This window comes from Brachybacterium netajii (SeqCode), from assembly GCF_054114245.1.
The window spans coordinates 57,773-83,089 of sequence record NZ_JBSYXB010000008.1 but is presented as its reverse complement, the minus strand read 5'-3'; the positions used below and the strand labels follow the sequence as shown (position 1 = coordinate 83,089).

Sequence of the window (25,317 nt, the reverse complement as noted above, 5' to 3'; positions counted from 1 at the left end):
GATTATCCCCCGACGGGGACGCGGGGCGGGACCGCCGGCGGCGACCGGGCTCTCCGACGGCGGAACCCGGCTCTCCGACTGCCGGCTCCGGGAACGCCGACGGCCGGACCTGGGAACGCCGACGGGCGGCCCCACCATCGGTGGGACCGCCCGTCGGCCTCCGAGCCCGCCTCCCCGGAGGGGTGGCGGGATCGGGATCTGCTGATCGGTCGATCAGCTCAGCGCATCAGCGGTAGTCCGTCCGGAACGGGTCCGCGTAGTCGATGTCGTCGAGGTTGACGGAGCCGGACTGGCCGAAGCCGGAGAAGTCCAGCTCGTCGTAGCCGGGCACCTGGTACATCTGCGCCTTCGCCTCGTCGGTCGGCTCGACCACGATCCGGCGGAACCGGGACAGGCCCGTGCCGGCGGGGATGAGCTTGCCGATGATGACGTTCTCCTTGAGCCCCAGGAGCGAGTCGCTCTTGCGGTTCAGGGCGGCCTCGGTGAGCACGCGGGTGGTCTCCTGGAAGGAGGCCGCCGACAGCCACGAGTCCGTCGCGAGCGACGCCTTCGTGATGCCCATGAGCTCCGGACGGCCGGAGGCCGGCTGTCCGCCCTCGGAGAGCACGCGACGGTTCTCGCGCTCGAAGGTGAGGCGCTCGGCGAAGTCGCCGGGCAGCAGATCGGTGTCGCCGGACTCGATGACCGTCACGCGACGGAGCATCTGGCGCACGATGACCTCGATGTGCTTCGCGTGGATGTCCACGCCCTGGCTGATGTAGACCTTCTGGACCTCGTCCACGAGGTGCTGCTGCACGGCGCGGGGGCCGAGGATGCGCAGCACCTGCTTCGGGTCCACGGAGCCCTGGCTGAGCTGCTGGCCGACCTCGACGTGATCGCCGTCGGCCACCAGGAGCGACACGCGCTTGGAGACCGTGTAGGTGACCGGGTCGGTGCCGTCGTCCGGGGTGATCGTGAGACGACGCTGCTTGTCGTTCTCCTCGATCTCCAGGCGGCCGGCGGCCTCGGTGATCGGCGCGAAGCCGGCCGGGGTGCGGGCCTCGAACAGCTCCTGCACACGCGGCAGACCGTGCGTGATGTCGCCGTCGGCGCTGGCCACACCACCGGTGTGGAAGGTACGCATCGTCAGCTGCGTGCCGGGCTCGCCGATGGACTGGGCGGCGATGATGCCGACGGCCTCGCCGATGTCCACGAGCTGACCGGTCGCGAGCGAACGGCCGTAGCACAGCGCGCAGGTGCCCGAGGAGGACTCGCAGGTCAGGACCGAACGGATCTTGACCTCGCGGACGCCCGCCTCGACGAGCTGCTCGATGAGCACGTCGCCGACCTCGGAGCCCGCCGGGGCGGCCTCCTGGCCCTCGCCGCCGATCGCCGGGGTGGCCAGCACGCGACCGTAGACGGTCGACTCCACGTGCTCGTAGGCGCGCAGGGCGCCGGCCTCCTCGACCGCGATCGGCAGGACCAGGCCCTTGGAGGTGCCGCAGTCGTGCTCGCGGATGATGACGTCCTGCGAGACGTCCACCAGACGACGCGTCAGGTAGCCCGACTGGGCGGTCTTCAGCGCCGTGTCCGCGAGGCCCTTGCGGGAGCCGTGCGAGGCGATGAAGTACTCCAGGACCGAGAGCCCCTCCTTGTAGTTGGAGAGGATCGGGCGCGGGATGATCTCGCCCTTCGGGTTGTTCACCAGACCGCGCATGCCGGCGATCTGACGGATCTGCATCCAGTTGCCTCGAGCGCCCGAGTGCACCATCCGGAAGATGGTGTTGGTGGACTCGAAGTTCTCACGCATGGCGTTGTCGACCTCGTTGGTCGCCTCCGACCAGATGTCGATGAGCTCGATGTTGCGCTCGGCCTCGGAGACCAGGCCCAGGTCGCGGTTCTCCTGGACCTGAGCGGCCTTCGCCTCGTACTTCGCGATGATCTCCGCCTTGGAGGGCGGGGTCACGACGTCCGACAGGGCGAAGGACACGCCCGAACGGGTCGACCAGGAGAAGCCGTAGGACTTCAGCGCGTCCAGGGACGCGGCCACCTGGCCCTTGTCGTAGCGCTCGGCGAGCTCGTTGACGATCGATCCCAGACGCTTCTTGCCGACCTGGCCCTCGACGTACGGGAAGTCGACCGGCAGCGTCTCGTTGAAGTAGACCGCGCCGAGAGAGGTGCTGAGGATGATCGGATCGCCCTCGGACCAGCCCTCCGGAGCGTCCCATCCGCGCGGCGGGACGATGTCGTCGAAGCGGATCTTCACCGGGGCGTTCAGGTGCAGCTCACCGGAGTCGTGGGCCATGATCGCCTCCGCCACGGAGGAGAAGATGCGCCCGGCGCCGGGGACGTCGTCGCGCTCGGTCGTCAGGTGGTACAGACCGATGATCATGTCCTGGGCGGGCATGGTCACCGGACGGCCGTCCGACGGCTTGAGGATGTTGTTGCTCGAGAGCATGAGGATGCGGGCCTCGGCCTGCGCCTCCGCGCTCAGGGGCAGGTGGACGGCCATCTGGTCGCCGTCGAAGTCCGCGTTGAAGGCGGCGCAGACGAGCGGGTGCAGGTGGATCGCCTTGCCCTCGACGAGCTGCGGCTCGAACGCCTGGATGCCGAGACGGTGCAGCGTGGGCGCACGGTTCAGCAGCACCGGGTGCTCGGTGATGACCTCCTCGAGCACGTCCCAGACCTCGGGGCGCGCGCGCTCGACCATGCGCTTGGCGGCCTTCACGTTCTGCGCGTGCGACAGCTCGACCAGGCGCTTCATGACGAAGGGCTTGAACAGCTCGAGCGCCATGCCCTTGGGCAGACCGCACTGGTGCAGGTGGAGCTGCGGACCGTTCACGATGACGGAGCGGCCCGAGTAGTCCACGCGCTTGCCCAGCAGGTTCTGGCGGAAGCGGCCCTGCTTGCCCTTGAGCATGTCGGAGAGCGACTTCAGCGGACGGTTGCCGGGGCCCGTGACCGGGCGGCCGCGACGGCCGTTGTCGAACAGCGAGTCGACCGACTCCTGCAGCATGCGCTTCTCGTTGTTCACGATGATCTCGGGGGCGCCGAGATCGAGGAGGCGCTTGAGGCGGTTGTTGCGGTTGATCACGCGACGGTACAGGTCGTTGAGGTCGGAGGTCGCGAAGCGGCCGCCGTCCAGCTGCACCATCGGACGCAGGTCCGGCGGGATGACCGGGACGCAGTCCAGCACCATGCCCGCGGGCGAGTTGGTGGTGGTGCGGAAGGCCGAGACGACCTTCAGGCGCTTGAGGGCGCGGGCCTTCTTCTGGCCCTTGCCGGTGGCGATGATCTCGCGCAGAAGCTCCGCCTCGGCGTCCAGGTCGAAGTCCTGCAGGCGCTTCTGGATCGCCTCGGCGCCCATGCCGCCCTCGAAGTACGTGCCGTAGCGTAGCTTCATGGCGCGGTAGAGCTGCTCATCGCCCTCGAGGTCGGCGACCTTGAGGCCCTTGAAGCGCTCCCACACGCGGGTGACGCGCTCGATCTCCGCGTCGTACTTCTTGCGGATCTGCGCCTGCTCGCGCTCGGCGGAGTCGCGGACCTTGCGCTTGGCATCGGCCTTGGCGCCCTCGGCCTCGAGCTCGGCGAGGTCCTTCTCGGCGGCGACCGCGCGGGCGTTCACCGCGGCGTCGCGCTCGGAGGCCAGCTCCTTGGTCTCCAGGTCGAAACGGGCCTGGAGGTCCGGGAGATCCTCGTGACGGGCCTGCTCATCGACCGCGGTGACCATGTAGGCCGCGAAGTAGATGACCTTCTCGAGGTCCTTGGGGGCGAGGTCCAGCAGGTAGCCGAGACGGCTCGGCACGCCCTTGAAGTACCAGATGTGGGTGACGGGAGCGGCGAGCTCCACGTGGCCCATGCGCTCACGGCGCACGGAGGACTTGGTGACCTCCACGCCGCAGCGCTCGCACACGATGCCCTTGAAGCGGACGCGCTTGTACTTGCCGCAGTAGCACTCCCAGTCCCGCGTGGGACCGAAGATGCGCTCGCAGAACAGGCCGTCCATCTCGGGCTTCAGGGTGCGGTAGTTGATGGTCTCGGGCTTCTTGACCTCGCCGTGCGACCACGCACGGATGTCGTCGGCGGTCGCGAGGCCGATACGCAGCTCGTCGAAGGTGTTGACGTCGAGCACAGGTGTCCTTCTCTCGAATCTGAAGTCGTCTGGTCTGAGGGATCAGGGCTGAGGGAGGGGGCGGCGCGCCGGAGCGCGCCGCTCCCCCGATCCGTCAGACCTCTTCGATGGAGCCGACGCCCTCGTGGGGCCGGCGGGACAGGTCGATGCCGAGCTCCTCCGCCGCGCGGAAGACCTCCTCGTCGTTCTCCCGGACGTCCTGCGCGGTGCCGTCGCTGGACAACACCTCGACGTTCAGGCAGAGCGACTGCATCTCCTTGAGGAGCACGCGGAACGACTCCGGGATGCCGGGCTCGGGGATGTTCTCGCCCTTGACGATGGCCTCGTAGACCTTGACGCGGCCGGGGATGTCGTCCGACTTGATCGTCAGCAGCTCCTGCAGGGCGTAGGCGGCGCCGTACGCCTCGAGCGCCCACACCTCCATCTCGCCGAAGCGCTGGCCGCCGAACTGGGCCTTACCGCCCAGCGGCTGCTGCGTGATCATCGAGTACGGGCCCGTGGAACGAGCGTGCAGCTTGTCGTCCACGAGGTGGTGCAGCTTCAGGATGTACATGTAGCCGACCGAGATGGGCTCGGGGAAGGGCTCGCCGGAGCGGCCGTCGAACAGTTGCGCCTTGCCGTTCTCCTTGACCATGCGCACGCCGTCGCGGTTCGGACGGTGGTTCGCGATCAGGCCGGTGACCTCGTCGGCGGTGAGGCCGTCGAAGACCGGGACCGCGACCGGGGTGCCGGGCTCGCCGTGGAGGGCGGACTCGGGCAGGTCGGCGGCGGTCGCATCGCTGGGATCGAGGTCCCAGCCGGACTTGGCGACCCAGCCCAGGTGCGTCTCCATCACCTGGCCGATGTTCATGCGACCGGGCACGCCCATCGGGTTGAGGATGATGTCGACGGGGGTGCCGTCCTCGAGGAAGGGCATGTCCTCGACGGGGAGGATCTTCGCGATGACGCCCTTGTTGCCGTGGCGGCCCGCGAGCTTGTCGCCGTCGGTGATCTTGCGCTTCTGCGCGACGTACACGCGCACCATCTCGTTGACGCCCGTGGGGAGGATGTCGCCATCCTCCTCGTCGTTGAAGACCTGGACCGCGATGACGGTGCCGGTCTCGCCGTGGGGGACGCGCAGGGAGGTGTCGCGCACCTCGCGCGCCTTCTCGCCGAAGATCGCGCGGAGCAGACGCTCCTCCGGGGTCAGCTCGGTCTCGCCCTTCGGGGTCACCTTGCCGACGAGGATGTCGCCGGGCTGCACCTCGGCGCCGACACGGATGATGCCGCGCTCGTCGAGATCCGCGAGCACGTCGTCGCCGACGTTGGGGATGTCGCGGGTGATCTCCTCCTTGCCGAGCTTGGTGTCGCGGGCGTCGACCTCGTGCTCCTCGATGTGGATCGAGGTGAGGACGTCGTCCTGGACCATGCGCGAGGACAGGATGATGCCGTCCTCGTAGTTGTGGCCGTTCCACGACATGAACGCGACCAGCAGGTTCTTGCCCATGGAGAGCTCGCCCTGGTCGGTGGAGGGACCGTCGGCCAGGATCGAGCCGGCCTCGACGCGATCGCCCTGGTCGAACAGCACGCGCGGGTTATAGCAGTTGCCCGCGTTGGAGCGCTGGAACTTCCCGATCGGGTAGGTCTGACGGGTGCCGTCGTCGGCCATGACGGAGATGAGGTCCGCCGAGAGGTCCTCGATGACGCCGGCCTTCTTGGCCACGACCACGTCGCCCGCGTCGACCGCGGCACGTCGCTCCATGCCGGTGCCGACGAGCGGCATCTCGGCGCGGAGCAGCGGCACGGCCTGGCGCTGCATGTTCGAGCCCATGAGCGCGCGGTTGGCGTCGTCGTGCTCGAGGAACGGGATCATCGCGGTCGCGACCGACACCATCTGGCGGGCCGAGACGTCCATGTAGTCGACGTCCGTCGGCGGGACCAGCTCGGGCTCGCCGCCCGGGGTGCGCGAGAGGACGGCCTCGTCGAGGAAGGTGCCGTGCTCGTCGATCTTCGCGTTGGCCTGCGCGATGATGTGGCGGTCCTCGTCGTCGGCCGTGAGGTAGACGATCTCCTCGGTGACCTTGCCGGCCTCGACCTTGCGGTACGGGGTCTCGATGAAGCCGAAGGGGTTGATGCGCGCGAAGGTCGCGAGCGAGCCGATCAGGCCGATGTTCGGGCCCTCAGGGGTCTCGATCGGGCACATGCGGCCGTAGTGCGACGGGTGGACGTCGCGGACCTCCATGCCGGCGCGGTCGCGCGAGAGGCCGCCCGGGCCGAGCGCCGAGAGGCGGCGCTTGTGGGTCAGGCCCGACAGCGGGTTGTTCTGATCCATGAACTGCGACAGCTGGGAGGTTCCGAAGAACTCCTTGATCGCCGCGGTCACCGGACGGATGTTGATCAGCGTCAGCGGGGTGATCGCCTCGACGTCCTGCGTGGTCATGCGCTCGCGGACGACGCGCTCCATGCGGGACAGGCCCGTGCGGACCTGGTTCTGGATCAGCTCGCCCACGGCGCGGATGCGACGGTTGCCGAAGTGATCGATGTCGTCGGTCTCGACGCGCACCGGCTTGCCGTCGGCGCTCGTGTACTCCGTGACGCCGTCGTGCAGCGCGACGATGTACTTGACCGCGGCGACGATGTCCTCGAGGCGCAGGGTCGACTCCGACAGCGGAGCCTCCAGGCCGAGCTTCTTGCCGATCTTGTAGCGGCCGACTTTCGCGAGGTCGTAGCGCTTGGCGTTGAAGTAGAGGTTGTTCAGCATGGCCTCGCCCGCATCGCGCGTCGGGGGCTCGCCCGGACGCTGCTTGCGGTAGATGTCCATGAGGGCCTCGTCCTGCGAGGAGATGCGGTCCTTCTCGAGCGTCGAGCGCATCGACTCGAACTCGCCGAACTCCTCGAGGATGTCGCTGTGCGAGAGGCCGAGGGCCTGCAGCAGCGTCGTCACGGACTGCTTGCGCTTGCGGTCGATGCGGACCGCGACCTGGTCGCGCTTGTCCACCTCGAACTCGAGCCACGCGCCGCGCGAGGGGATGATCTTGGTCGAGAAGACGTGCTTGTCGCTCGTCTTGTCGATGCTCTCCTCGAAGTACACGCCGGGGGCGCGGACCAGCTGGGAGACGACGACGCGCTCGGTGCCGTTGATGATGAAGGTGCCCTTGTCGGTCATGAGCGGGAACTCGCCCATGAAGACCGTCTGGGTCTTGATCTCACCGGTCTCGTTGTTCATGAACTCCGCGATGACGTACAGCGGAGCCGCGTAGGTGAGGTCCTTCTCCTTGCACTCGTCGACCGTGTACTTCGGGTCGTCGAAGGTGTGGTCGCGGAAGGACAGCGACATGTTCCCGGCGAAGTCCTCGATCGGAGAGATCTCCTCGAGGATGTCGGCCAGACCGGAGGTCTGCGGGACGTCGTCCTGACCGATGGCGGCAGCGGCGGCGGCCCGCTCCTGCCAGCGCTCGTTGCCGAGCAGCCAGTCGAAGGACGTCGTCTGCAGGCTCAGCAGGTCCGGCACGTCGATGGGGTCGCCCAGCTTGGCGAAGGTGACGCGCGGAGAAGCGGTGCGCAGAGAGATGGCGGTGGTGCGATCGGTGCTCGAGGCAGCCAAGGGTGGGGTCCTTCCACAGGCCGATGACGGGTTCCCAGGCGCGGCGTGGACCCGTGGGGCGACGGCGGAAGCAGGCAGCACAGCAGGAGCAGCAGCATGATGGCAGCAGTCCCCGCGGACGACGCACAGCGCGAAGGACGAGCATACACAAGTACACGGATGGACACAAGGGGGTCAGAAGACCGGTCCATCCGCGACGGCCGCCATATGCCTGGCGCGGAAGCTGTCCACGGAGCCTCCTGCCCGTCTCTCTCGACTCGACCCGCACCGGAAGCACCGGGGATCGCACGGCAGGAACAGCGCTGTGACCACGACAGGATGGAAGAAAAACGCGGCGGAGTCAAGCAGGGGCCCCGCCCGGCCGCCCACGGGATCCCGTCGCAGCCCCCTCCCCGGGCCTGCGACCAGCGCCTCCCGCCCGTCGGACTCCGACGCATCCTCCGCGCGGCACCCGGCCGCACCCGGCCGCACCCCGTCGTTCCGGACCCGGGCATGGCGAAGGGCCGCCCCGCATATGCGGGACGGCCCTTCGGCGCGTGATGCGCGAGGCGCTCAGAGAGCGCCGGAGATCACTTGACGGAGACGGTCGCGCCGGCAGCCTCGAGCTTCTCCTTGGCCGCGTCCGCGTCCTCCTTCTTGACGCCCTCGAGGACGGCCTTGGGGGCGCCGTCGACGAGCTCCTTGGCCTCCTTCAGACCGAGGGAGGTGAGGGCGCGCACCTCCTTGATGACGCCGATCTTGGCCGAGCCGGCCGACTCGAGGATGACGTCGAACTCGGTCTTCTCCTCGGCGGCGGCCTCGCCGCCGGCAGCCGGCGCACCGGCGGCCGCGACGGCCACGGGGGCCGCGGCGGTGACGTCGAAGACCTCCTCGAACTGCTTCACGAACTCGGACAGCTCGATGAGGGACATCTCCTTGAAGACGTCGATGAGCTCGTCGTTGCTGAGCTTCGCCATGGTGGCGTTCCTTCCTGTCGGTGGAACCGGGTCATCGCCCGATCCCTGCGTTATGGGCGGCGCGCGTGCGCCTGGTCATGCGGTCCGACGCCCCTCAGGAGGGGCAACCGGTGGACAGCGCTGAGGCTGCGATGGTGCTCGGAGGCACGAGCCGTGCGGCTCAGGCCTCCTGCTTGGCCCGCAGCGCGTCCACGGTGCGCGCCGTCTTCGACAGCGGCGCCTGGAACACGGCGGCGGCCTTGGACAGCGAGCCCTTGAGGGCGCCCGCAGCCTTGGCCAGCAGGACCTCGCGGGACTCGAGGTCCGCGAGCTTCTTGACGTCCTCCTCCGAGAGCGCCTTGCCCTCGAAGTAGCCGGACTTGATCACGAGCTGGCCGTGATCCTTGGCGAAGTCACGCAGAGCCTTCGCAGGCTCCACAGGCTCACCCTTGATGAAGGCGATAGCGGTAGGACCGCTGAGCTTGCCCTCGAAGGCGTCGATGCCGGCCTCGCGGGCGGCAATCTCCGTGAGCGTGTTCTTCACCACGGCGTAGGTCGTCTCGGAACCCAGCGCACGACGCAGCTGCTTGAGCTGCTCGACGCTGAGACCGCGGTATTCGGTGATGACGGCGGCGTCGGACTCACGGAACAGCTCCGTGATCTCGCCGACGGCGGTCACCTTGTCGGGGTTCGCCATGGCCCTCCTTCCAGAGGTCTCTCGCCTCCGGCTGAAGGAGCCCGCCCGCACAGGTGCGGGGAACGGAAAAGGCCTCGACACGCAGGTGTCGAGGCCTCGGTGCGCACACGATCCGCGGCCGACGGGCAGAGCCCCGACCATGGATCGCGACCGCGCAAGGTCGCTTCATTCACCTGCGCAGGCCATCCCGTGAGGGAATCCTTCGGTCCTCCTCGGGATCGAGGACGACGACCGGCGGTCTTCGGTACGCCCACTGTAGCCGCGTCCGACGGCACGGATCCAGGACTATCGGCGGACAGTGGCCCAGATCATGCGCTCCGCGTCCGGACGGGTCCGCTCCGGGATTCCGTCGCGGCCATCGGGACCCAGGTCCCCCGGCGCCTCCCGCCCCGCATCGCCGCCCCTCCCCCGGGCCATCCCGTCGTCTCCCGGACGGCCGTCGTCGGAGGCGCCGGCCGCATCGCCGTCGCCCCGCCGGACGACCGCGTCGCCCAGCATCCATGGTGCCCTCCAACGCGCAGGTCGGAGCGGGACGAGAGTCCTCGGTGCACCGATCCCGACAACGGCCGACGACGGCCGGCGATGTCCGAAGAACGTCTCCGGCTCCCGTCGAGCACTTCCCGGAGAATCCCCTTCCGGTGCCGCGCCCTCCAGCGGACGGCGCACCGTCCACACATTTCCCTTCTGCATCCACTCATGCTTCTGACCTGCGTCGATAGACGTTTTCGGGACTTTGGTCGGGGCATTCCCGAGCCCCGGATCACGCGATGGACTTCATAGAACGGGTTTCTTATCGTCGAACTGACGGATTCAAGAGATCCACGGAAGACAGGACAACGGGAATGACTGCCACGGAGACCACGACCCCCACGCCCCCGGCCGACGCCACCGCCCCGGCGCCCGAGACCGGTGCCGGCCCGAGCACCGAACCGAGCACCGGCGCCGACACCTCCGTCGACACGATGATCGACGCCCTCGCCGAGCGCGGGCAGACGGCGCTGCGAGCCTTCGCCGACTACGACCAGGAGCAGATCGACGCGATCGTCCACGCCATGGCCCTCGCCGGCGTCGACCAGCACATGCAGCTCGCGAAGCTCGCCGTCGACGAGACCGGCCGCGGCCTCTTCGAGGACAAGTGCGTCAAGAACCTCTTCGCGACCGAGTACATCTGGAACTCGATCAAGGACGACCGCACCGTCGGCGTCCTGACCGAGGACACCCAGCGCGGCATCACCGAGATCGCGGAGCCCGTCGGCGTCGTCGCGGGCGTCACCCCGGTCACCAACCCGACCTCGACGGTGATGTTCAAGGCGATCATCGCGATGAAGACCCGCAACCCGATCGTCTTCGCCTTCCACCCGAGCGCCCAGCAGTGCTCGGCGCAGGCGGCGACCGTCGTGCGCGACGCCGCCATCGCCGCAGGCTCCCCCGAGGACTGCATCCAGTGGATCGACGAGCCCTCCCTCGAGGCCACCACCGCGCTGCTGAACCACCCCGGCATCGCGCTCACCCTCGCCACCGGCGGCGCCGGCATGGTCCGCTCGGCCTACTCGACCGGCAAGCCGGCGCTCGGCGTCGGCCCCGGCAACGTGCCCGTGTACGTCGACCGGACCGCCCCGATCCGCCGCACCGTCAACGACCTGCTGCTGTCCAAGACCTTCGACAACGGCATGATCTGCGCCTCCGAGCAGGCGGTCTTCGTCCATGAGGAGATCATGGAGCCGCTGCTCGCGGAGTTCGCCGAGTACGGCGCCGTCCTCCTCGACGAGAAGCAGAAGAAGGCGCTGCGCGCCTACATGGTGACCCCGAAGGGCACGATCGCCCCCGGCGTCGTCGGCATGAGCGCCGCGACCATCGCCGAGAACGCCGGCATCAGGGTCCCCGCCGGCACCAAGCTGCTGCTCGTGCGCATCGACGAGGTCGGCCTGGCCGAGCCCTTCTCGCTCGAGAAGCTCTGCCCCGTGCTCGCGATCAGCCCGGTGGCCGGGAAGGACGAGGGCTTCGCGCGCGCCGAGCAGATGCTCGACGTCGGCGGCCTCGGCCACACCGCGGTCATCCACACCGCCGACGCCGCGCTCGAGCGCGAGTTCGGCCTGCGGATGAAGGCCTGCCGCATCATCGCCAACTCGCCGAGCGCCCAGGGCGGCATCGGCGACATCTACAACGGCCTGATCCCCTCGCTCACCCTCGGCTGCGGGAGCTACGGCCACAACTCGGTCTCCCACAACGTCAGCGCCGGGGACCTCATCAACGTCAAGCGGATCGCGGAGAGGCGCACCAACATGCAGTGGTTCAAGGTCCCGCCGAAGACCTACTTCGAGCGGTACTCCACGCAGTACCTGCAGGCGATGCCGAAGGTGTCGCGCGTGTTCATCGTGTCCGACCCCGGCATGGTGCAGCACGGCTTCGTCGACATCATCATCGACCACCTCCGGCGCCGCGGCGACGGCACCCAGTGGACGATCTTCTCCGACGTCGAGCCCAACCCCTCGTCGACGACCGTCTTCAAGGGTGCGCAGGCGATGGCGGACTTCCGCCCCGACTGCATCATCGCCCTCGGCGGCGGCTCCGCCATGGACGCCGCGAAGGGCATGTGGCTGTTCTACGAGAACCCCGAGTCCAGCTACTTCGGCATGAAGCAGAAGTTCATGGACATCCGCAAGCGCACCTACCAGTTCCCCGAGATGGGACGGAAGGCGCAGTTCGTGGCCATCCCGACCACCGCCGGCACCGGCTCCGAGTGCACGCCCTTCGCGGTCATCACCGACGCCGAGACCCACGTGAAGTACCCGCTCGCCGACTACGCGCTGACCCCCACGGTCGCCATCGTCGACTCGCAGTTCGTGGACACGGTGCCCCCGCGCACCGCCGCCGACTCCGGCATGGACGCGCTCACCCACGCGATCGAGTCCTACGTATCGGTCATGGCGAGCGACTACACCCGCGGGCTGTCGATCCGGGCCGCGCAGCTGATCCTCGCGAACCTCCGCGCCGCGGTGCTCGAGAACGACATGGCCGCCAAGGAGGCCGTGCACAACGCCTCGGCGATGGCCGGCATGGCCTTCGCCAACGCCTTCCTCGGCATCGTCCACTCGCTGTCGCACAAGTGCGGTGCCGAGTTCGGCATGGCCCACGGGCGCATGAACGCGATCTTCCTGCCCCACGTGATCGCCTACAACGCCCAGAAGCCCGTCAAGCACGCGATCTTCCCGAAGTACGACTCCTTCCGGGCGGACACGGACCTCGCCGACTTCGCCCGGGCGATGGGCCTGCCGGCCGCGACGACCGAGGAGGGCGTCCAGTCCCTCATCGACGCGGTCACCTCGCTCGCCGAGGACCTCGGGATCACCATGAGCCTCGAGGGCAACGGCGTCACCCGCGAGCACCTGGAGGCATCGGTCGACGAGCTCGCCTACCGGGCCTTCGAGGACCAGTGCACCACGGCGAACCCGAAGCAGCCCCTGGTCTCCGAGCTCAAGGGCCTGATCGAGGACGCCTTCACCGGCGAGGTGGGTCGCAGCGCCCGCCTGCAGGCCGACGTCGAGGCCTCCATCGCGAAGGGTTGAGCGTCGGAGGCTGAGAGCCCGGGGCTGAGTTGCCCAGAGCGACGGCGTCGTCCCGTCCGTGTGCACCGCGGACGGGACGACGTCGCGTCGGGCGGCCTGCGAAGACGCTCCGAGCGGGCTGGCGTGCCGGTGAGGCGAGCACGGACACCGCAGGTACGGGCACGAGCGCGCTCGGACCGCTCGTGAGGGCCTCCCTTGCACCTATTCACCCTCGAGTGTCCATGGGCAGTAGCTGAAGCGCTCACTTTCCAGCAGTTTCCGGCCACTGGGCCGAACATGCCCCCGGGCTTCGCGGCGTCACGGCCCGCTCCGTCCTGCCTTGCCCCGCGCTCTGCCGCATCATGCCCCCACCACACCGCGCCATGCCTCATCACGCCGCACCACGTCTCGAGAGCGCGCTATGCCCGTGACCTCCCTCGAGTGTCCATGGGCAGTAGCTGAAGCGCTCACTTTCCGGCAGCTTCCGGCCACTGGATCGAGGTGGCAGGGCTCCGTGCCAGCGCCAGTGCCGGTGCCGGTGCCGGTGCCAGCACCAGCACCAGCACCAGCACCAGCACCAGCACCAGCACCAGCACCAGCACCAGCACCAGCACCAGCACCAGCACCAGCACCAGCACAGCATGCGGAAGGCCCCGCTCATCTGATGATGAGCGGGGCCTTCTCGGATGCAGCGTCCGCGAGGACGACGGGGCGGATCAGGCCTCGTCGGTCTCCTCGGCGAGGTTGCGGGTGCGGTTCACGTCGACCGGGATGCCGGGGCCCATGGTGGTGGACACGGTGATCTTCGAGATGTAGCGGCCCTTCGCGGAGGACGGCTTCAGCCGGAGGATCTCGTCGAGCGCGGCGATGTAGTTCTCGACCAGCTGTGCATCGGTGAACGAGGTCTTGCCGATGATGTAGTGCAGGTTGGCCGCACGGTCGGTGCGGAACTCGATCTTGCCGCCCTTGATGTCGTTCACGGCCTTGGCCGTGTCCATCGTGACCGTGCCGGTCTTCGGGTTCGGCATGAGGCCGCGGGGGCCGAGGACGCGGCCGAGCTTGCCGACCTTGCCCATCAGGTTCGGCGTGGCGACAGCCGCGTCGAAGTCGGTCCAGCCGCCGGCGACCTTCTCGATGAGCTCGTCGTCGCCGACCTCGTCGGCGCCGGCCTCACGAGCGGCCTCGGCCTGCGGGCCGGTCGCGAACACGATGACGCGAGCGGTCTTGCCGGTGCCGTTGGGCAGGTTGACGGTGCCGCGCACCATCTGGTCCGCCTTGCGGGGGTCGACGCCGAGACGCATCGCGACCTCGACGGAGGCGTCGAACTTCGCGGAGTTGGTCTTCTGCGCGAGACGGAGCGCGTCGAGGGGCGTGTAGAAGCGGCCCTCCTCGATCTTCGCGGCGCCGTCCTTGTAAGCCTTGCTACGGAATGCCATCGTTCTCAGCCCTCCACCGTGATGCCCATGGAACGAGCGGTGCCGGCGACGATCTTCGCCGCGGCCTCGATGTCGTTCGCGTTCAGATCAGGCATCTTGGTCTCCGCGATCTCGCGGACCTGCGCCTGGGTGATCTTGCCCACCTTGACGGTGTGCGGCGTGGCGGAGCCCTTCTGGAGGCCAGCGGCCTTCTTGATGAGCTCGGCGGCCGGCGGGGTCTTGGTGATGAAGGTGAACGAGCGATCCTCGTACACCGTGATCTCGACCGGGATGATGTTGCCGCGCTGATCGGCGGTCGCATCGTTGTAGGCCTTGACGAACTCCATCATGTTCACGCCGGCAGCGCCGAGCGCGGGACCCACGGGCGGCGCAGGGGTGGCCTGGCCGGCCTGGATCTGGAGCTTGATGATGCTCGCGATCTTCTTCTTGGGAGCCATATTGCTCATCCTCACTTTGTCGTGGTCCGGGCGGAGCTCATCACAGCTCCTCCCACACGGCGCCTCGTCCCCGAGGGGACGCGGACAGCCTTGGTCGACGTTACCCGTCCCGTCATCTCCCGTCGACCGGGGAGGAGGGTGATCTTGGTCCGATTCGTCGGCCGACGGTCCGGGCACCCCTGCCACCGGCCGACGGGCCGGGCTCGTCTGCCGTCAGCCATCTGCCCCCAGCCGACCGAGCGCGGAAGCGCCCGACGGCGAGGAGGTCGTCCTCGCCGTCGGGCGCTGCAGCGGTGCGCCGCGGACTCGCCGCGGCGGCGGATCAGATCTTGGCGACCTGGTCGAAGCCGAGCTCGACCGGGGTCTCGCGGCCGAAGATCGACACCAGCACCTGGAGCTTCTGGGTCTCGGCGTTGATCTCGGAGATCGAGGCCGGCATGGTCTCGAAGGGGCCGTCCATGACGGTGACCGACTCGCCGATCTCGAAGGCGGGGATCTTCTTCGCGGCGGCGGCCTTCGCAGCCGAGCCGGAGGAGCGCTTCTTCTCGGGCAGGCCGACGGACGGCTCGAGCAGCGAGTAGATCTCGTCGAAGGAGAGCGGCGTCGGGTCGGTCGCGTTGCCGACGAAGCCGGTGACCCCGGGGGTGTCGCGGACGACTCGCCAGGACTCGCTGGTCAGGTCCATGCGGACGAGCACGTATCCGGGCACGCGCACGCGGCGGACGATCTTCTTCTGACCGTTCTTGATCTCGGTCGCGTCCTCCATCGGGACCTCGACCTGGAAGATGTACTCCTCCATGTCCTGGGTCTCGATGCGCGTGGTCAGCTGCGTGCGCACGCGGTTCTCGTGACCGGAGTAGGAGTGCACGACGTACCAGTCGCCGGGGGCAGCGCGCAGGTGGCGGCGGAGGACCTGCAGGGGATCCTCCTCCTCGTCCTCGGCAGCGGCGGCATCCTCGGCGGCAGGGGCGTCGGCGTCGTCCGCGGACTCGCTCGCGTCGTCGGACTCGACCGCGTCGACCGCGTCGGCCTCATCATCGGCCGCGGGAGCCTCGTCGGCGACCGCAGGGGCCTCGGCGTCGTCGGTCTCGTCAGCGGCGGACTCGTCGTCGGAGGCGGCGGCGTCGGACGCGAGGTCCTCGCTCAGCTCGTCGGTCGCATCGGCGGCGAAGGCCTCGGCGGCCGCATCGGCATCGGCATCGGCCTGCTCCGCGGCGGGAGCCTCGGCGGACGCGGAGAACGACAGGGAGTCGTCGACGTCCTCGTAGGAGTCCTCCGGGCTAGAGGTCTGCTCGTTCACGTGCGTGAACCTGCCTTCCTGACGGCTGTGTGTCGGATCGTTGCGGGGGATCTGCGCGGGCGGCAGGGCATCCTCGGCGGCGCCTCGGCCGCGCATCCCACAGGGGCGGCCCAGTCTAGCGGCGAGCTCACTGAGGGACGACGAAGGTCACCCGGGCCAGCCAGGAGAAGGCCGCATCGAGGCCGAAGATGAAGAAGATCATGAGAGCGACGAACGCGAGGACGGTGATCGAGTAGACGATCAGCTCCTTGCGGGTCGGGACGACGACCTTGCGAAGCTCGGCGATGACCTGGCGGATGAAGAGGCCGATGGCCACGAACGGGTTCGACGACCCCTGGGGCCGGCCGTCCTCGCGCGGAGAGGCGGTCGGAGCGTTCTGGCTGGAATTCACGTCTGGCCTGTCCGATCTCTCGTGGTCATCCGCACCGGCCGGACGATCCCGACCGGACGGGCAGGGTAGACAGGGCTCGAACCTGCAACCTGCGGTTTTGGAGACCGCTGCGCTACCAATTGCGCCACTACCCTTCACGAGGATCTCTCCCCGTGGACCCTGCGACTCGCCCCTTCCTCAGGGGCGTCCGGTTCGGGCCGACGACCAGCATACAAGCCGATCGGGTCGAGCGCGAATCGACTCGGACCACGTCACATCGTGAGACGCGGGGCGCGGTCCCCGTCGGCCTCCCACGCCCAGCTGTCGGGCTTCCTGGCACGCGGCGCGGGGCTCTGCGACGATAGGGGCGTGACCCAGGACAACGCCACCGCCTCCGCCTCCAGCTCCCCCGCTCCCCACGGCCGCGTCTCGCGCCGCATCGCCGCGATCGCGCCCTCCGCGACGCTCGCCGTGGACTCCACCGCGAAGGCGCTGAAGGCCGCCGGCCGGCCGGTGATCGGCTTCGGCGCCGGGGAGCCCGACTTCCCGACCCCCGCGCACATCGTCGAGGCCGCGGTCGCCGCCGCCCAGGATCCCGCGAACCACCGCTACTCCCCCGGCGCCGGGCTGCCCGCGCTGCGCCAGGCCGTCGCCGACAGCGTCTCCGCGTCGACCGGCCTCGAGTTCGCGCCCTCGCAGACCCTCATCACCAACGGCGGCAAGCAGGCGGTCTACCAGACCTTCGCGACGCTGCTGGATCCGGGCGACGAGGTCATCCTCCCGGCGCCCTACTGGACCACCTACCCGGAGGCGATCCGCCTCGCCGGGGCGGTCGAGGTGCCGGTCCTCGCCGGCGCCGACCAGGACTACCTGCCGACGATCGAGCAGCTCGAGGCCGCCCGCACCGACGCCACCCGCGCCGTGCTGCTGTGCTCGCCCTCGAACCCGACCGGCTCCGTCATGAGCGCCGAGCAGATCCGCGCCCTCGGGCAGTGGGCCCTGGAGCACGGCATCTGGGTCATCTCCGACGAGATCTACCAGCACCTCACCTACGACGGCGTCGCCTTCACCTCGATCCTCGCCGAGGTGCCCGAGCTCGCCGAGACCACGGTGCTGCTCGGCGGCGTCGCCAAGACCTTCGCCATGACCGGCTGGCGGGTGGGCTGGATGGTCGGCCCGCAGGACGTCATCACGGCTGCCTCGAACCTGCAGTCGCACCTGACCTCGAACGTCAACAACATCGCCCAGCGCGCGGCCGTCGCGGCGCTGACCGGCCCGATGGAGCCCGTCGAGGAGATGCGCCAGGCCTTCGACCGCCGTCGTCGGACGATCGTCGAGAAGCTCTCGCAGGTCCCCGGCTTCTCGGTGCCGACGCCGACGGGCGCCTTCTACGCCTTCCCCGACGTCTCCGGAGCGCTCGGCCGCGAGATCCGCGGGACCCGCGTGGAGAGCTCCTCCGAGCTCGCCGCGGCGATCCTCGAGCACGCCGAGGTCGCGGCCGTGCCCGGCGAGGCCTTCGGCGCCCCGGGGCACCTGCGCTTCTCCTACGCGCTCAACGACGCGGACCTCGCCGAGGGCATCGACCGCGTCATCGCCCTGCTCTCCGAGTGATCGCGGGACGGCTCCGGTGAGCAGGACCGCGGACCGCGCCGACGGGCGCGCGGACCGCGTCGGCACGGACGCACCCGGCAGGGACGCGGATCGCCCTCCGGGCCGTCGCGACCTGCGCAGCCTGCCCAAAGCGCATCTGCACCTGCATTTCACGGGGTCGATGCGTCCGTCGACGCTGATCGACCTCGCCGCCGAGCGCCGTCTGCGCCTGCCCCGCTCGCTGACCGACGGCACGGCGCTGCAGGTCGAGCCGACCCGTCGCGGCTGGTTCCGCTTCCAGCGGCAGTACGACACGGCCCGGGCGGTCGTCGACTCGGAGGCGGCGATGCGCCGCATCGTCCGCGAGGCCGCCGAGGACGACGCGGCCGAGGGCTCGGGCCGTCTCGAGCTGCAGGTCGATCCGACGAGCTATGCGCCGTTCGTCGGCGGCATCACGCCGGCGCTCGAGATCGTGCTCGACGAGGCGGCGGCGAGCGAGCGCGCGACGGGCGTCAGCATCGGGATCGTCGTGGCCGCATCGCGCACCCGGCACCCTCTCGATGCGCGCACCCTGGCACGGCTCGCAGCGCTCCATGCCGGGAGGGTCGTCGGCTTCGGGCTCTCGAACGACGAGCGCCGCGGCGACACGGCGGAGTTCGCGGGCGCGTTCCGCATCGCCCGCGCGGCGGGGCTCGCGGCGGTCCCCCACGGCGGCGAGCTGCTGGGGCCCGAGCACGTCCGCGACGTGGTCGACCATCTGCATCCGGACCGGCTGGGGCACGGGGTGCGGGCCGCCGAGGATCCGCATCTGCTCGAGCGGATCGCCGAGGCCGGGATCGGGCTCGAGGTGTGCCCGGCGTCGAACGCCTCGCTGGGCGTCGTCAGCCGGCCGGAGGAGGTGCCGCTGCGACGGCTGATCGCCTCCGGCGCGCAGGTCGCTCTCGGCGCCGACGATCCGCTGCTGTTCGGCTCGCGCCTGCTGGACCAGTACCGGACCGCCCGGGCCGTCGGGCTCGACGACCGCGAGCTCGCGGGCCTCGCCGCCTCGTCGATCCGGGTCTCCACCGCCGACGAGGCCACCCGGGCCCGGCTCCTCGCCGGGGTCGACGCCTGGCTCGCCGCCCCGCCCGCCGCCTGACAGCGCGGCCGGCGGACGGGCATGCCCCGCAGCCGTCTCGCAGCGCGGCCGGCGGACGGGCCGCCCCGGAACATGCGTCGGCCCCCATCGCCGCGTGGCGATGGGGGCCGACCCACTGCGATCAGCGAGCTGCGATCAGCGGTCCTGACCCGCGCCCTCCTCGGGGAGCGCGAGGAAGAACTCCGGGGCGGTGAAGCCCTTCTCCGCGAAGGCGGCGGCGATGGCGGTCGCCACGGCCTGCGCCTCGTCGGCCTCGACCAGGGCGATCGTCGAGCCGCCGAAGCCGCCGCCGGTCATGCGGGCGCCGTGGGCGCCGGCCGCACGAGCGGCGTCGACCGCGGTGTCGAGCTGCGGGACCGTCACCTCGTAGTCGTCGCGCAGGGAGTCGTGCGAGGCGTTCAGCAGCGCGCCCAGCTCGGCGACCTGCTCGCGGACGGTGCCCTCGGCGAGGAGGGCGTCGAACGCGACGACGCGCTGGATCTCGGTGATGACGTGGTGGGCGCGGCGGCGCACCACCTCGTCGTCGATGCGCGCGAGCTGGGCGTCGAGGTCCGCGGGCTCGATGTCCCGGAGGGTCTCGACGCCGAGCAGCTCGGCGGCCTTCTCGCTGTCGGCGCGGCGGGCGGTGTACTCGCCGTCGACGTGCGAGTGCTCGGCGCGGGTGTCCGTGATCAGCAGCGCGAGGCCCTGGCCGGCGAGGTCCCACGGCACCGGGCGCGTCGAGAAGTCCTTGCAGTCCAGGAACAGGGCGTGGCCGGCGCGCGAGAGCACCGACGCCGACTGGTCGAGGCCGCCGGTGGAGGCGCCCGCGAAGTCCGTCTCGGCGGTGATCGCGGCCCGCACACGATCCAGGGGCGTCGTGCCGAGGGTCAGGAGCGACTCGATGGCCTCGGCGGCCGCGCACTCGAGGGCGGCGGAGCTGGACAGCCCCGCGCCGAGCGGGACCTGGCCGTCGATCATGATGTCCATGCCCTGGGTGACGGCGCCGGAGATGAAGGGGCGCAGCGCCCACAGCACGCCGGCGACGTAGGCGGGCCAGCCCTCGACGGCTCCGGGCTCGAGGGTCTTGGCGTCGACGTCCAGGACGGCGTCGGTCTGCGCCGAGCGGATCCGCACCCGGTCGGTGGGCGTGCGGGCCGCGGCCGCGAAGCAGCGGTGCGAGATCGCCATCGGCAGGCAGTAGCCGGCCTGGTAGTCGACGTGCTCGCCGATGATGTTCACGCGCCCCGGAGCCGACCACACGCCGTCGGGGTGGTAGCCGAAGGACTCGACGAACAGCTCCTCGACGCGCTCCGCGGCGGCGGATCGCTCGGGAGCGGACGAGAGCACGACGGCTCCCGTCGCCTCGTCGGTGGTGCCGGCAGCAGCGGCAGTGGTCATGATCGTCCTTCCATGGATTTCCGGGTTCCGGGCGCGGGCGGGCCGACCGGGCACGCGCGCGGCCGCCCCGGCAGGTCCGGGCACGGCCTCGAAGTCTAGCCGCCGTCCGCCCCGACGCGTTCAGGCGGCGACAGATCGGGCATCGGCGCAGGCCGGAGGAGGCAGGCGAAAGCGGGAGACGGCCGGAAAGGGCGGGAGGCGGCCGGAGGAGGCAGGAGGCGGCAGGAGACCTCCGGCGCCGGCGATCAGGCCGGGCGCACCGCGAGGCAGCTCGGCGACGGGAGCGGGATCGGAGCGCCCGCGGCGGCCAGCTGCTCGCCGCGGCGGCGCAGCACGTCGATGCGGTCGGCCTCCTGCGCGGCGACGAGGATCAGGTCCCCGAGCTGCGTGAAGTGCCGGGGGTGGGCGCCGACGGCGATCTCGGCGACCCGCACCGGTCGCGCCTCGGCGAGGGACAGGAGCGAGAGGGTGTCGGGCCCGCGGCTCGCGACCAGCAGGAGGTCTCCGTCGGCGGCGAGCTCGATGTGGGAGAGGGCGACCTCCGCCGCCGCGGGCTCCGCCGCCGCGGCCTCCGCGCCGGCCGCGCCGCGCACCGCGCCCGCTCCGCTCGCGGGGACCGCCGCGACATGGCTCCACACGCGCGTCGGCGGGCGACCGGGGAGGGGCCCGACGCCGGTCCTCGTCTCCTGCCGGGAGACGACGGCGACCATGCCGGAGAGCTCGCATGCGATGCAGAGGCGCGCGGAGGCGTCGTCGGCGGCGAGATGCCGGGGGCCGCTGCCCGGCGGGAAGGAGATCTGGTCGGCGAGGTCGAGCTCGCCGCGCGCGTCCTGGCGGTACAGCAGGACCCGGTCGAGGCCGAGGTCCGGGACGGCCAGCAGGTCGGTGCCGTCGAGCGCGACGATCTGGTGGGGGTGGGGCGCGGCGTCGTCGTCGGCCCCCGCGCGGTGGTCGTCGACGGCGAGGACCTCGACGGGCCGGCCGGCGGCGTCGAGGCGGACGGTCTCCACCGTGCCGGAGCCGTAGTCGGCGACGATCAGGGTGCCGGGGCGGAGGCCGAACGCGAGATGGCAGCCGCCGTCGCCGTGCAGCGCGAGGTCGGCGACGATCTCGGCGCGGTGCCCGTCGGCGTCGACGGAGATCGCGAGCAGGCGCGTCGGCGCCGTCTCGAGCACCGCGTAGAGCAGGGAGCCGTCGCGGCTCCAGAGCACGAACGAGGGGTCCTCCGCCGCGATGACGGCGCGGGGCTCGGCGCGGATCCCCTCCTCCTGGCCGCCGACGGTCAGGGCGAGCAGAGCGACGCCGCGCCCCCGTCCGGTGCCGGCGGCGCTGTAGCCGCCGACGGCGATCAGGGACGTGGTGCTCATGGGGCCTCCCGGTCGTCGGGCTGTCCCTCCGTCGCGGGGATGTCGTCGAGCAGGGAGGGAGACAGCGCCGTCATCTCGCCCGTCATCGTAGACGGCTCGGCGAGCGCGATCGCGTCGCGGCGGCCGGAGCGTCCGAGGCCCAGGCTCGAGCGGCGACGGCGGAGGGTCGTGAACGGCATCGAGATCATCGGCGTGTAGGCGATGGTCGTGCGGCGCAGGCGTCCGAGCAGGCGGGAGGCGAGGAGCTGGCCGAGGATGGCGCCGGCGGCGATCGCGATGGCGATCTCGGCGGCGCCGAACAGCTCGGTGGCGCCGACGGACATGTCGTCCCCGAGGCCCAGCAGTCCGCGGTAGATGCGGGAGCCGGGGACCTGCGGGATGATCCCGCACATCACGAAGATGAGGGCGGGCGCGCGCAGGGTGTCGCCGAGGACGACGGCGACGGCGCCGACGACGAAGGAGGCGACGGCGACCGCGTACACGCGGTCGAGGGCGAACTCGGTGAGCAGCTCGGAGATCACGCTGGAGGCGGCGGCGATGAGCGCGCTCCAGATCAGCAGCCGGGGTCTGACCTGCGTGCCGACGCCGAAGCCGAGGCCCATGGCGACGCCCGCGACGGCGAGCATGACGACGGTGGTCAGGGTGACGGGGATCGAGGCGCTGACGGAGACCTCGACGCCGATGAGGTCGGCCATCAGCAGTCCGCCGCGCACCCCGGCGACGACGCCGACGGTGAGCATGAGGGTCTCGAGGATGCGGCCGGCGGCGGTGACGTACCAGCCGGTGACGGCGTCCTGCATGGCGCCGATCGAGGTGAGCCCCGCGAGCAGGACGATGATGCAGGCGACCACGACGATCGACGAGTTCTGGCTGGGGTCGATGAGGCTGACGAGCATCGCGGCGAGCACGCCGACGAAGCCGCCGACGGCCTGCGAGTAGAAGCGCGGGATCTGGCGGCGCACGAGGAGGGTGTCGGTGAGGATGAGCAGGCCCGCGGCCGCCATCGCGGCGACGACCACGAGCGGCTTCGCACCGAGCGACATGGCGGCCCCTCCGCCCATGACGGCGAACCCGGCGATGACCAGGCCGAGCCGGTAGAACGGCTTCTCCTGGGGGATCGCGTGGGCGCGGCGGCGGGCCTCCTCGAGGCTGATCTCGCCGGTGATGTACCCGTGGGTGACGTCCTCGAAGGCCTCGAGGCGCGCGAAGTCCTGGACGCGCTCGGCGGCGCCGCGGACGCGGGTGAAGGGCGCCGAGGTCTCGTCGGCGAGGTAGGAGATGGTGACCTCGTCGAAGGTGACCTGGACGGAGACGTTGCGCAGGCCCGAGGAGCTGGTCACCCGCAGCACCGTGGCGGTGACCTCGCTGGCCGCCGCGCCGTTGCCCAGCAGTCCCACGCCGATGCTCATGGCGAGGTCGAAGACGGCGTGCAGGCGGGTCGAGTCGGTGGGCACCCGCCGATCGTGCCATACGCCGCCGCGCGCCGCGATGCGCTCGTCGGCCTACAGGTTCGGTGCGCCGGACAGCACGGCGATGCCGACGGCGAGCAGTCCGAGGACGCAGACGTCGACGCCGCGCGAGCGGACGGCGAGGGCGCCGACGCTGCGGGTGGGCAGCACCAGGCGCAGCAGCGCGAGGGCCCCGAGCAGGCCGGCGAGGGCGGCGCCCGCGAGCGGCGTGGGCCCGACCGCACCGAGCACGACGATCGCGCCGAGCGCGATCAGACCGAGGGTGAGGACCCGCTGGCGGCGCAGGGCGGCGCGGCGGGTGAAGGGCGAGAGGGGCCGGGGCATCCGCCCATCGTACGGCGCGGGAGGGGGCGGCACGGATACGCTGGGAGGCGTCGGCGACGAGGCCGGCAGCGATCTGGAGGACACGACCCATGACCCTTCCCGGAGCGACCGAGAACCTGCCTGCGACCCGCACGGAGCATGACCTGCTCGGCGATCGCGAGGTGCCGGCCGAGGCCTACTACGGCATCCAGACCCTGCGCGCGCAGGAGAACTTCCACATCACGGGGGTGCCGCTGCATCACTTCCCGCGGCTGATCGAGGCGCTCGCGCATGTCAAGCGTGCGGCGGCGCGGGCGAACCGGGCGCTCGGGGCGCTCGATGCGGAGCGCGCGGAGGCGATCGACCGGGCGTGCGCGGAGATCGCCGACGGCGCCCTGCACGACCAGTTCGTGGTGGACATGATCCAGGGCGGCGCGGGCACGAGCACGAACATGAACGCCAACGAGGTGATCGCGAACCGGGCGCTCGAGCTGATGGGCGAGGAGAAGGGGCGCTACGACGTCCTGCATCCCAACAACCATGTGAACCTCGCGCAGTCCACCAACGACGTGTATCCGACGGCGGTGCGGCTCGCGATCCTGCTGTCCTTCCCGGGGCTCGCCGAGGCGATGGATGCGCTGATCGCGGCGCTGCGCGCGAAGGGCGAGGAGTTCTCCGAGGTCCTGAAGATGGGGCGCACGCAGATGCAGGACGCGGTGCCGATGACGGTGGGCCAGGAGTTCCACGCCTGGGCGACGACGATCTCCGAGGATGTGGAGCGGCTGACGCGCACGGCGCGCCTGTTCCGGGAGATCAACCTCGGCGCGACGGCGATCGGCACCGGCATCACGACCGATCCCCGCTATGCGCAGCTGGCCACGCAGGCCCTGGCGGAGCTGTCGGGCGAGGAGCTCGCGGTCGCGGAGGACCTGGTGGAGGCGACGAGCGACACGGGCGCGTTCGTGACCTTCTCGGGGGTGCTCAAGCGGATCGCCGTGAAGATCTCGAAGATCTGCAACGATCTGCGCCTGCTGAGCTCCGGTCCCCGCGCGGGTCTCGCGGAGATCTCGCTGCCGGCGGTGCAGCCGGGCAGCTCGATCATGCCGGGGAAGGTGAACCCGGTGATCCCCGAGGTCGTCAACCAGGTCGCCTACGAGGTCATCGGCAACGACCTGACCGTCACCTTCGCCGCAGAGGGCGGGCAGCTGCAGCTGAACGCCTTCGAGCCGGTGATCTGCTTCAACATCCTCGAGTCCACGCGCATCATGACGCGGGCGATGCGCACGCTGACGGAGCGCTGCATCGTCGGCATCGAGGTCAACACGGAGGTGCTCGAGGGGTATCTGCACCGGTCGATCGGCGTCGTGACGGCGCTGGTCCCGGTGATCGGCTATGCGGCGGCGACGGACATCGCCAGCACGGCCCTGGCCACCGGCCGTCCCGTCTCCGAGCTGGTGCTCGAGCGCGGCCTCCTGGACGAGGACCGGCTGCGGGCGCTGCTCTCCCCCGCCTCGATGACGCGTCCACATCGGCCGACGCTGACCGGCACGATCCCGGTGATCGATCCGGCGACGGATTCGGGCGAAGCGGTCCGCGTGGTGCCCGACGATCGGGCCGCTCCCGAGGCGTAGCCTCGACTCCGCGGTCCGGACGGCC

Annotated in this window: 17 protein-coding genes and 1 tRNA gene; 4 read left to right on the top strand and 14 right to left on the bottom strand. The window is 70.5% G+C overall.

The features are described from left to right. Positions 1–226: 226 nt before the first annotated feature. From ACXET9_RS13500 to rplJ, 4 genes are all read right to left on the bottom strand, one after another. Positions 227–4,111 carry a DNA-directed RNA polymerase subunit beta' gene (locus tag ACXET9_RS13500; protein ID WP_457887168.1) on the bottom strand — a complete coding sequence of 1,295 codons (3,885 nt, stop codon included), beginning with the start codon at positions 4,109–4,111 and terminating at the stop codon, positions 227–229. Between the two features lie 94 nt (positions 4,112–4,205). Continuing rightward, positions 4,206–7,694, bottom strand: a complete 3,489-nt coding sequence (rpoB, locus tag ACXET9_RS13495; RefSeq protein WP_457887166.1) for a DNA-directed RNA polymerase subunit beta — start codon at positions 7,692–7,694, stop codon at positions 4,206–4,208. Positions 7,695–8,263: 569 nt separating this feature from the next. Then, complete coding sequence (gene rplL, locus ACXET9_RS13490) at positions 8,264–8,650, bottom strand: 50S ribosomal protein L7/L12 (protein ID WP_457887165.1); 387 nt, start codon at positions 8,648–8,650, stop codon at positions 8,264–8,266. Positions 8,651–8,810: 160 nt separating this feature from the next. Then, positions 8,811–9,326 (bottom strand): 50S ribosomal protein L10, encoded by a 516-nt coding sequence (rplJ, locus tag ACXET9_RS13485; protein WP_457887164.1) that lies wholly within the window; start codon positions 9,324–9,326, stop codon positions 8,811–8,813. Between the two features lie 842 nt (positions 9,327–10,168). Here rplJ and adhE point away from each other — a divergent pair. Next, positions 10,169–12,892 carry a bifunctional acetaldehyde-CoA/alcohol dehydrogenase gene (gene adhE, locus ACXET9_RS13480; RefSeq protein WP_457887163.1) on the top strand — a complete coding sequence of 908 codons (2,724 nt, stop codon included), beginning with the start codon at positions 10,169–10,171 and terminating at the stop codon, positions 12,890–12,892. Positions 12,893–13,338: 446 nt separating this feature from the next. Here the strand turns inward: adhE and ACXET9_RS13475 are convergent, their stop codons facing one another. From ACXET9_RS13475 to ACXET9_RS13450, 6 genes are all read right to left on the bottom strand, one after another. Further along, positions 13,339–13,503: a hypothetical protein gene (locus tag ACXET9_RS13475; RefSeq protein ID WP_457887161.1), complete on the bottom strand. Its 165-nt coding sequence runs from the start codon at positions 13,501–13,503 to the stop codon at positions 13,339–13,341. 84 nt (positions 13,504–13,587) lie between these two features. Beyond that, complete coding sequence (gene rplA / locus ACXET9_RS13470; protein WP_457887160.1) at positions 13,588–14,307, bottom strand: 50S ribosomal protein L1; 720 nt, start codon at positions 14,305–14,307, stop codon at positions 13,588–13,590. A gap of 5 nt (positions 14,308–14,312) precedes the next feature. Beyond that, entirely contained in the window at positions 14,313–14,744 is a 432-nt protein-coding gene (gene rplK, locus ACXET9_RS13465; protein ID WP_457887159.1) for a 50S ribosomal protein L11, read from the bottom strand. 322 nt (positions 14,745–15,066) lie between these two features. Next, entirely contained in the window at positions 15,067–16,044 is a 978-nt protein-coding gene (nusG, locus tag ACXET9_RS13460; protein ID WP_457887158.1) for a transcription termination/antitermination protein NusG, read from the bottom strand. A 127-nt stretch (positions 16,045–16,171) separates the two neighbouring features. Then, complete coding sequence (secE, locus tag ACXET9_RS13455) at positions 16,172–16,435, bottom strand: preprotein translocase subunit SecE (RefSeq protein ID WP_457887157.1); 264 nt, start codon at positions 16,433–16,435, stop codon at positions 16,172–16,174. Between the two features lie 61 nt (positions 16,436–16,496). Continuing rightward, positions 16,497–16,569: transfer RNA gene (locus ACXET9_RS13450), tRNA-Trp, on the bottom strand. A gap of 214 nt (positions 16,570–16,783) precedes the next feature. Here ACXET9_RS13450 and ACXET9_RS13445 point away from each other — a divergent pair. Both ACXET9_RS13445 and ACXET9_RS13440 read left to right on the top strand, forming a co-directional pair. Continuing rightward, the gene (locus ACXET9_RS13445; protein WP_457887156.1) at positions 16,784–18,025 is read left to right on the top strand and encodes a pyridoxal phosphate-dependent aminotransferase; all 1,242 of its coding nucleotides are present in this window, start codon (positions 16,784–16,786) and stop codon (positions 18,023–18,025) included. Between the two features lie 112 nt (positions 18,026–18,137). Beyond that, positions 18,138–19,142, top strand: a complete 1,005-nt coding sequence (locus tag ACXET9_RS13440) for an adenosine deaminase (RefSeq protein WP_457887263.1) — start codon at positions 18,138–18,140, stop codon at positions 19,140–19,142. 135 nt (positions 19,143–19,277) lie between these two features. On the opposite strand, the gene galK is transcribed toward ACXET9_RS13440, so the two are convergent. The 4 genes from galK to ACXET9_RS13420 all read right to left on the bottom strand — a co-directional run bounded on the left by galK (position 19,278) and on the right by ACXET9_RS13420 (position 23,682). Further along, positions 19,278–20,522: a galactokinase gene (galK, locus tag ACXET9_RS13435; protein ID WP_457887155.1), complete on the bottom strand. Its 1,245-nt coding sequence runs from the start codon at positions 20,520–20,522 to the stop codon at positions 19,278–19,280. Positions 20,523–20,767: 245 nt separating this feature from the next. Continuing rightward, positions 20,768–21,889 (bottom strand): lactonase family protein, encoded by a 1,122-nt coding sequence (locus ACXET9_RS13430; protein WP_457887154.1) that lies wholly within the window; start codon positions 21,887–21,889, stop codon positions 20,768–20,770. Then, a complete protein-coding gene (locus ACXET9_RS13425; RefSeq protein WP_457887153.1) occupies positions 21,886–23,343 on the bottom strand; it encodes a threonine/serine exporter family protein in 1,458 nt (485 codons plus the stop codon). The genes ACXET9_RS13430 and ACXET9_RS13425 overlap by 4 nt, the downstream gene beginning before the upstream one ends. A 48-nt stretch (positions 23,344–23,391) precedes the next feature. Then, a complete protein-coding gene (locus tag ACXET9_RS13420) occupies positions 23,392–23,682 on the bottom strand; it encodes a DUF3017 domain-containing protein (protein ID WP_457887152.1) in 291 nt (96 codons plus the stop codon). A gap of 89 nt (positions 23,683–23,771) precedes the next feature. Between ACXET9_RS13420 and ACXET9_RS13415 the strand changes: the two genes are divergently transcribed. Further along, positions 23,772–25,292 (top strand): aspartate ammonia-lyase, encoded by a 1,521-nt coding sequence (locus ACXET9_RS13415; protein ID WP_457887151.1) that lies wholly within the window; start codon positions 23,772–23,774, stop codon positions 25,290–25,292. Positions 25,293–25,317: the final 25 nt, after the last annotated feature.

Excerpts from the sequence above, each read along its gene's own strand:
- rplL (WP_457887165.1), bottom strand. The coding sequence starts at position 8,650 with ATGGCGAAGCTCAGCAACGACGAGCTCATCGACGTCTTCAAGGAGATG.
- rplJ (WP_457887164.1), bottom strand. The coding sequence starts at position 9,326 with ATGGCGAACCCCGACAAGGTGACCGCCGTCGGCGAGATCACGGAGCTG.
- adhE (WP_457887163.1), top strand. The coding sequence starts at position 10,169 with ATGACTGCCACGGAGACCACGACCCCCACGCCCCCGGCCGACGCCACC.
- rplA (WP_457887160.1), bottom strand. The coding sequence starts at position 14,307 with ATGGCATTCCGTAGCAAGGCTTACAAGGACGGCGCCGCGAAGATCGAG.
- rplK (WP_457887159.1), bottom strand. The coding sequence starts at position 14,744 with ATGGCTCCCAAGAAGAAGATCGCGAGCATCATCAAGCTCCAGATCCAG.
- galK (WP_457887155.1), bottom strand. The coding sequence starts at position 20,522 with ATGACCACTGCCGCTGCTGCCGGCACCACCGACGAGGCGACGGGAGCC.
- ACXET9_RS13430 (WP_457887154.1), bottom strand. The coding sequence starts at position 21,889 with ATGAGCACCACGTCCCTGATCGCCGTCGGCGGCTACAGCGCCGCCGGC.
- ACXET9_RS13420 (WP_457887152.1), bottom strand. The coding sequence starts at position 23,682 with ATGCCCCGGCCCCTCTCGCCCTTCACCCGCCGCGCCGCCCTGCGCCGC.
- ACXET9_RS13415 (WP_457887151.1), top strand. The coding sequence starts at position 23,772 with ATGACCCTTCCCGGAGCGACCGAGAACCTGCCTGCGACCCGCACGGAG.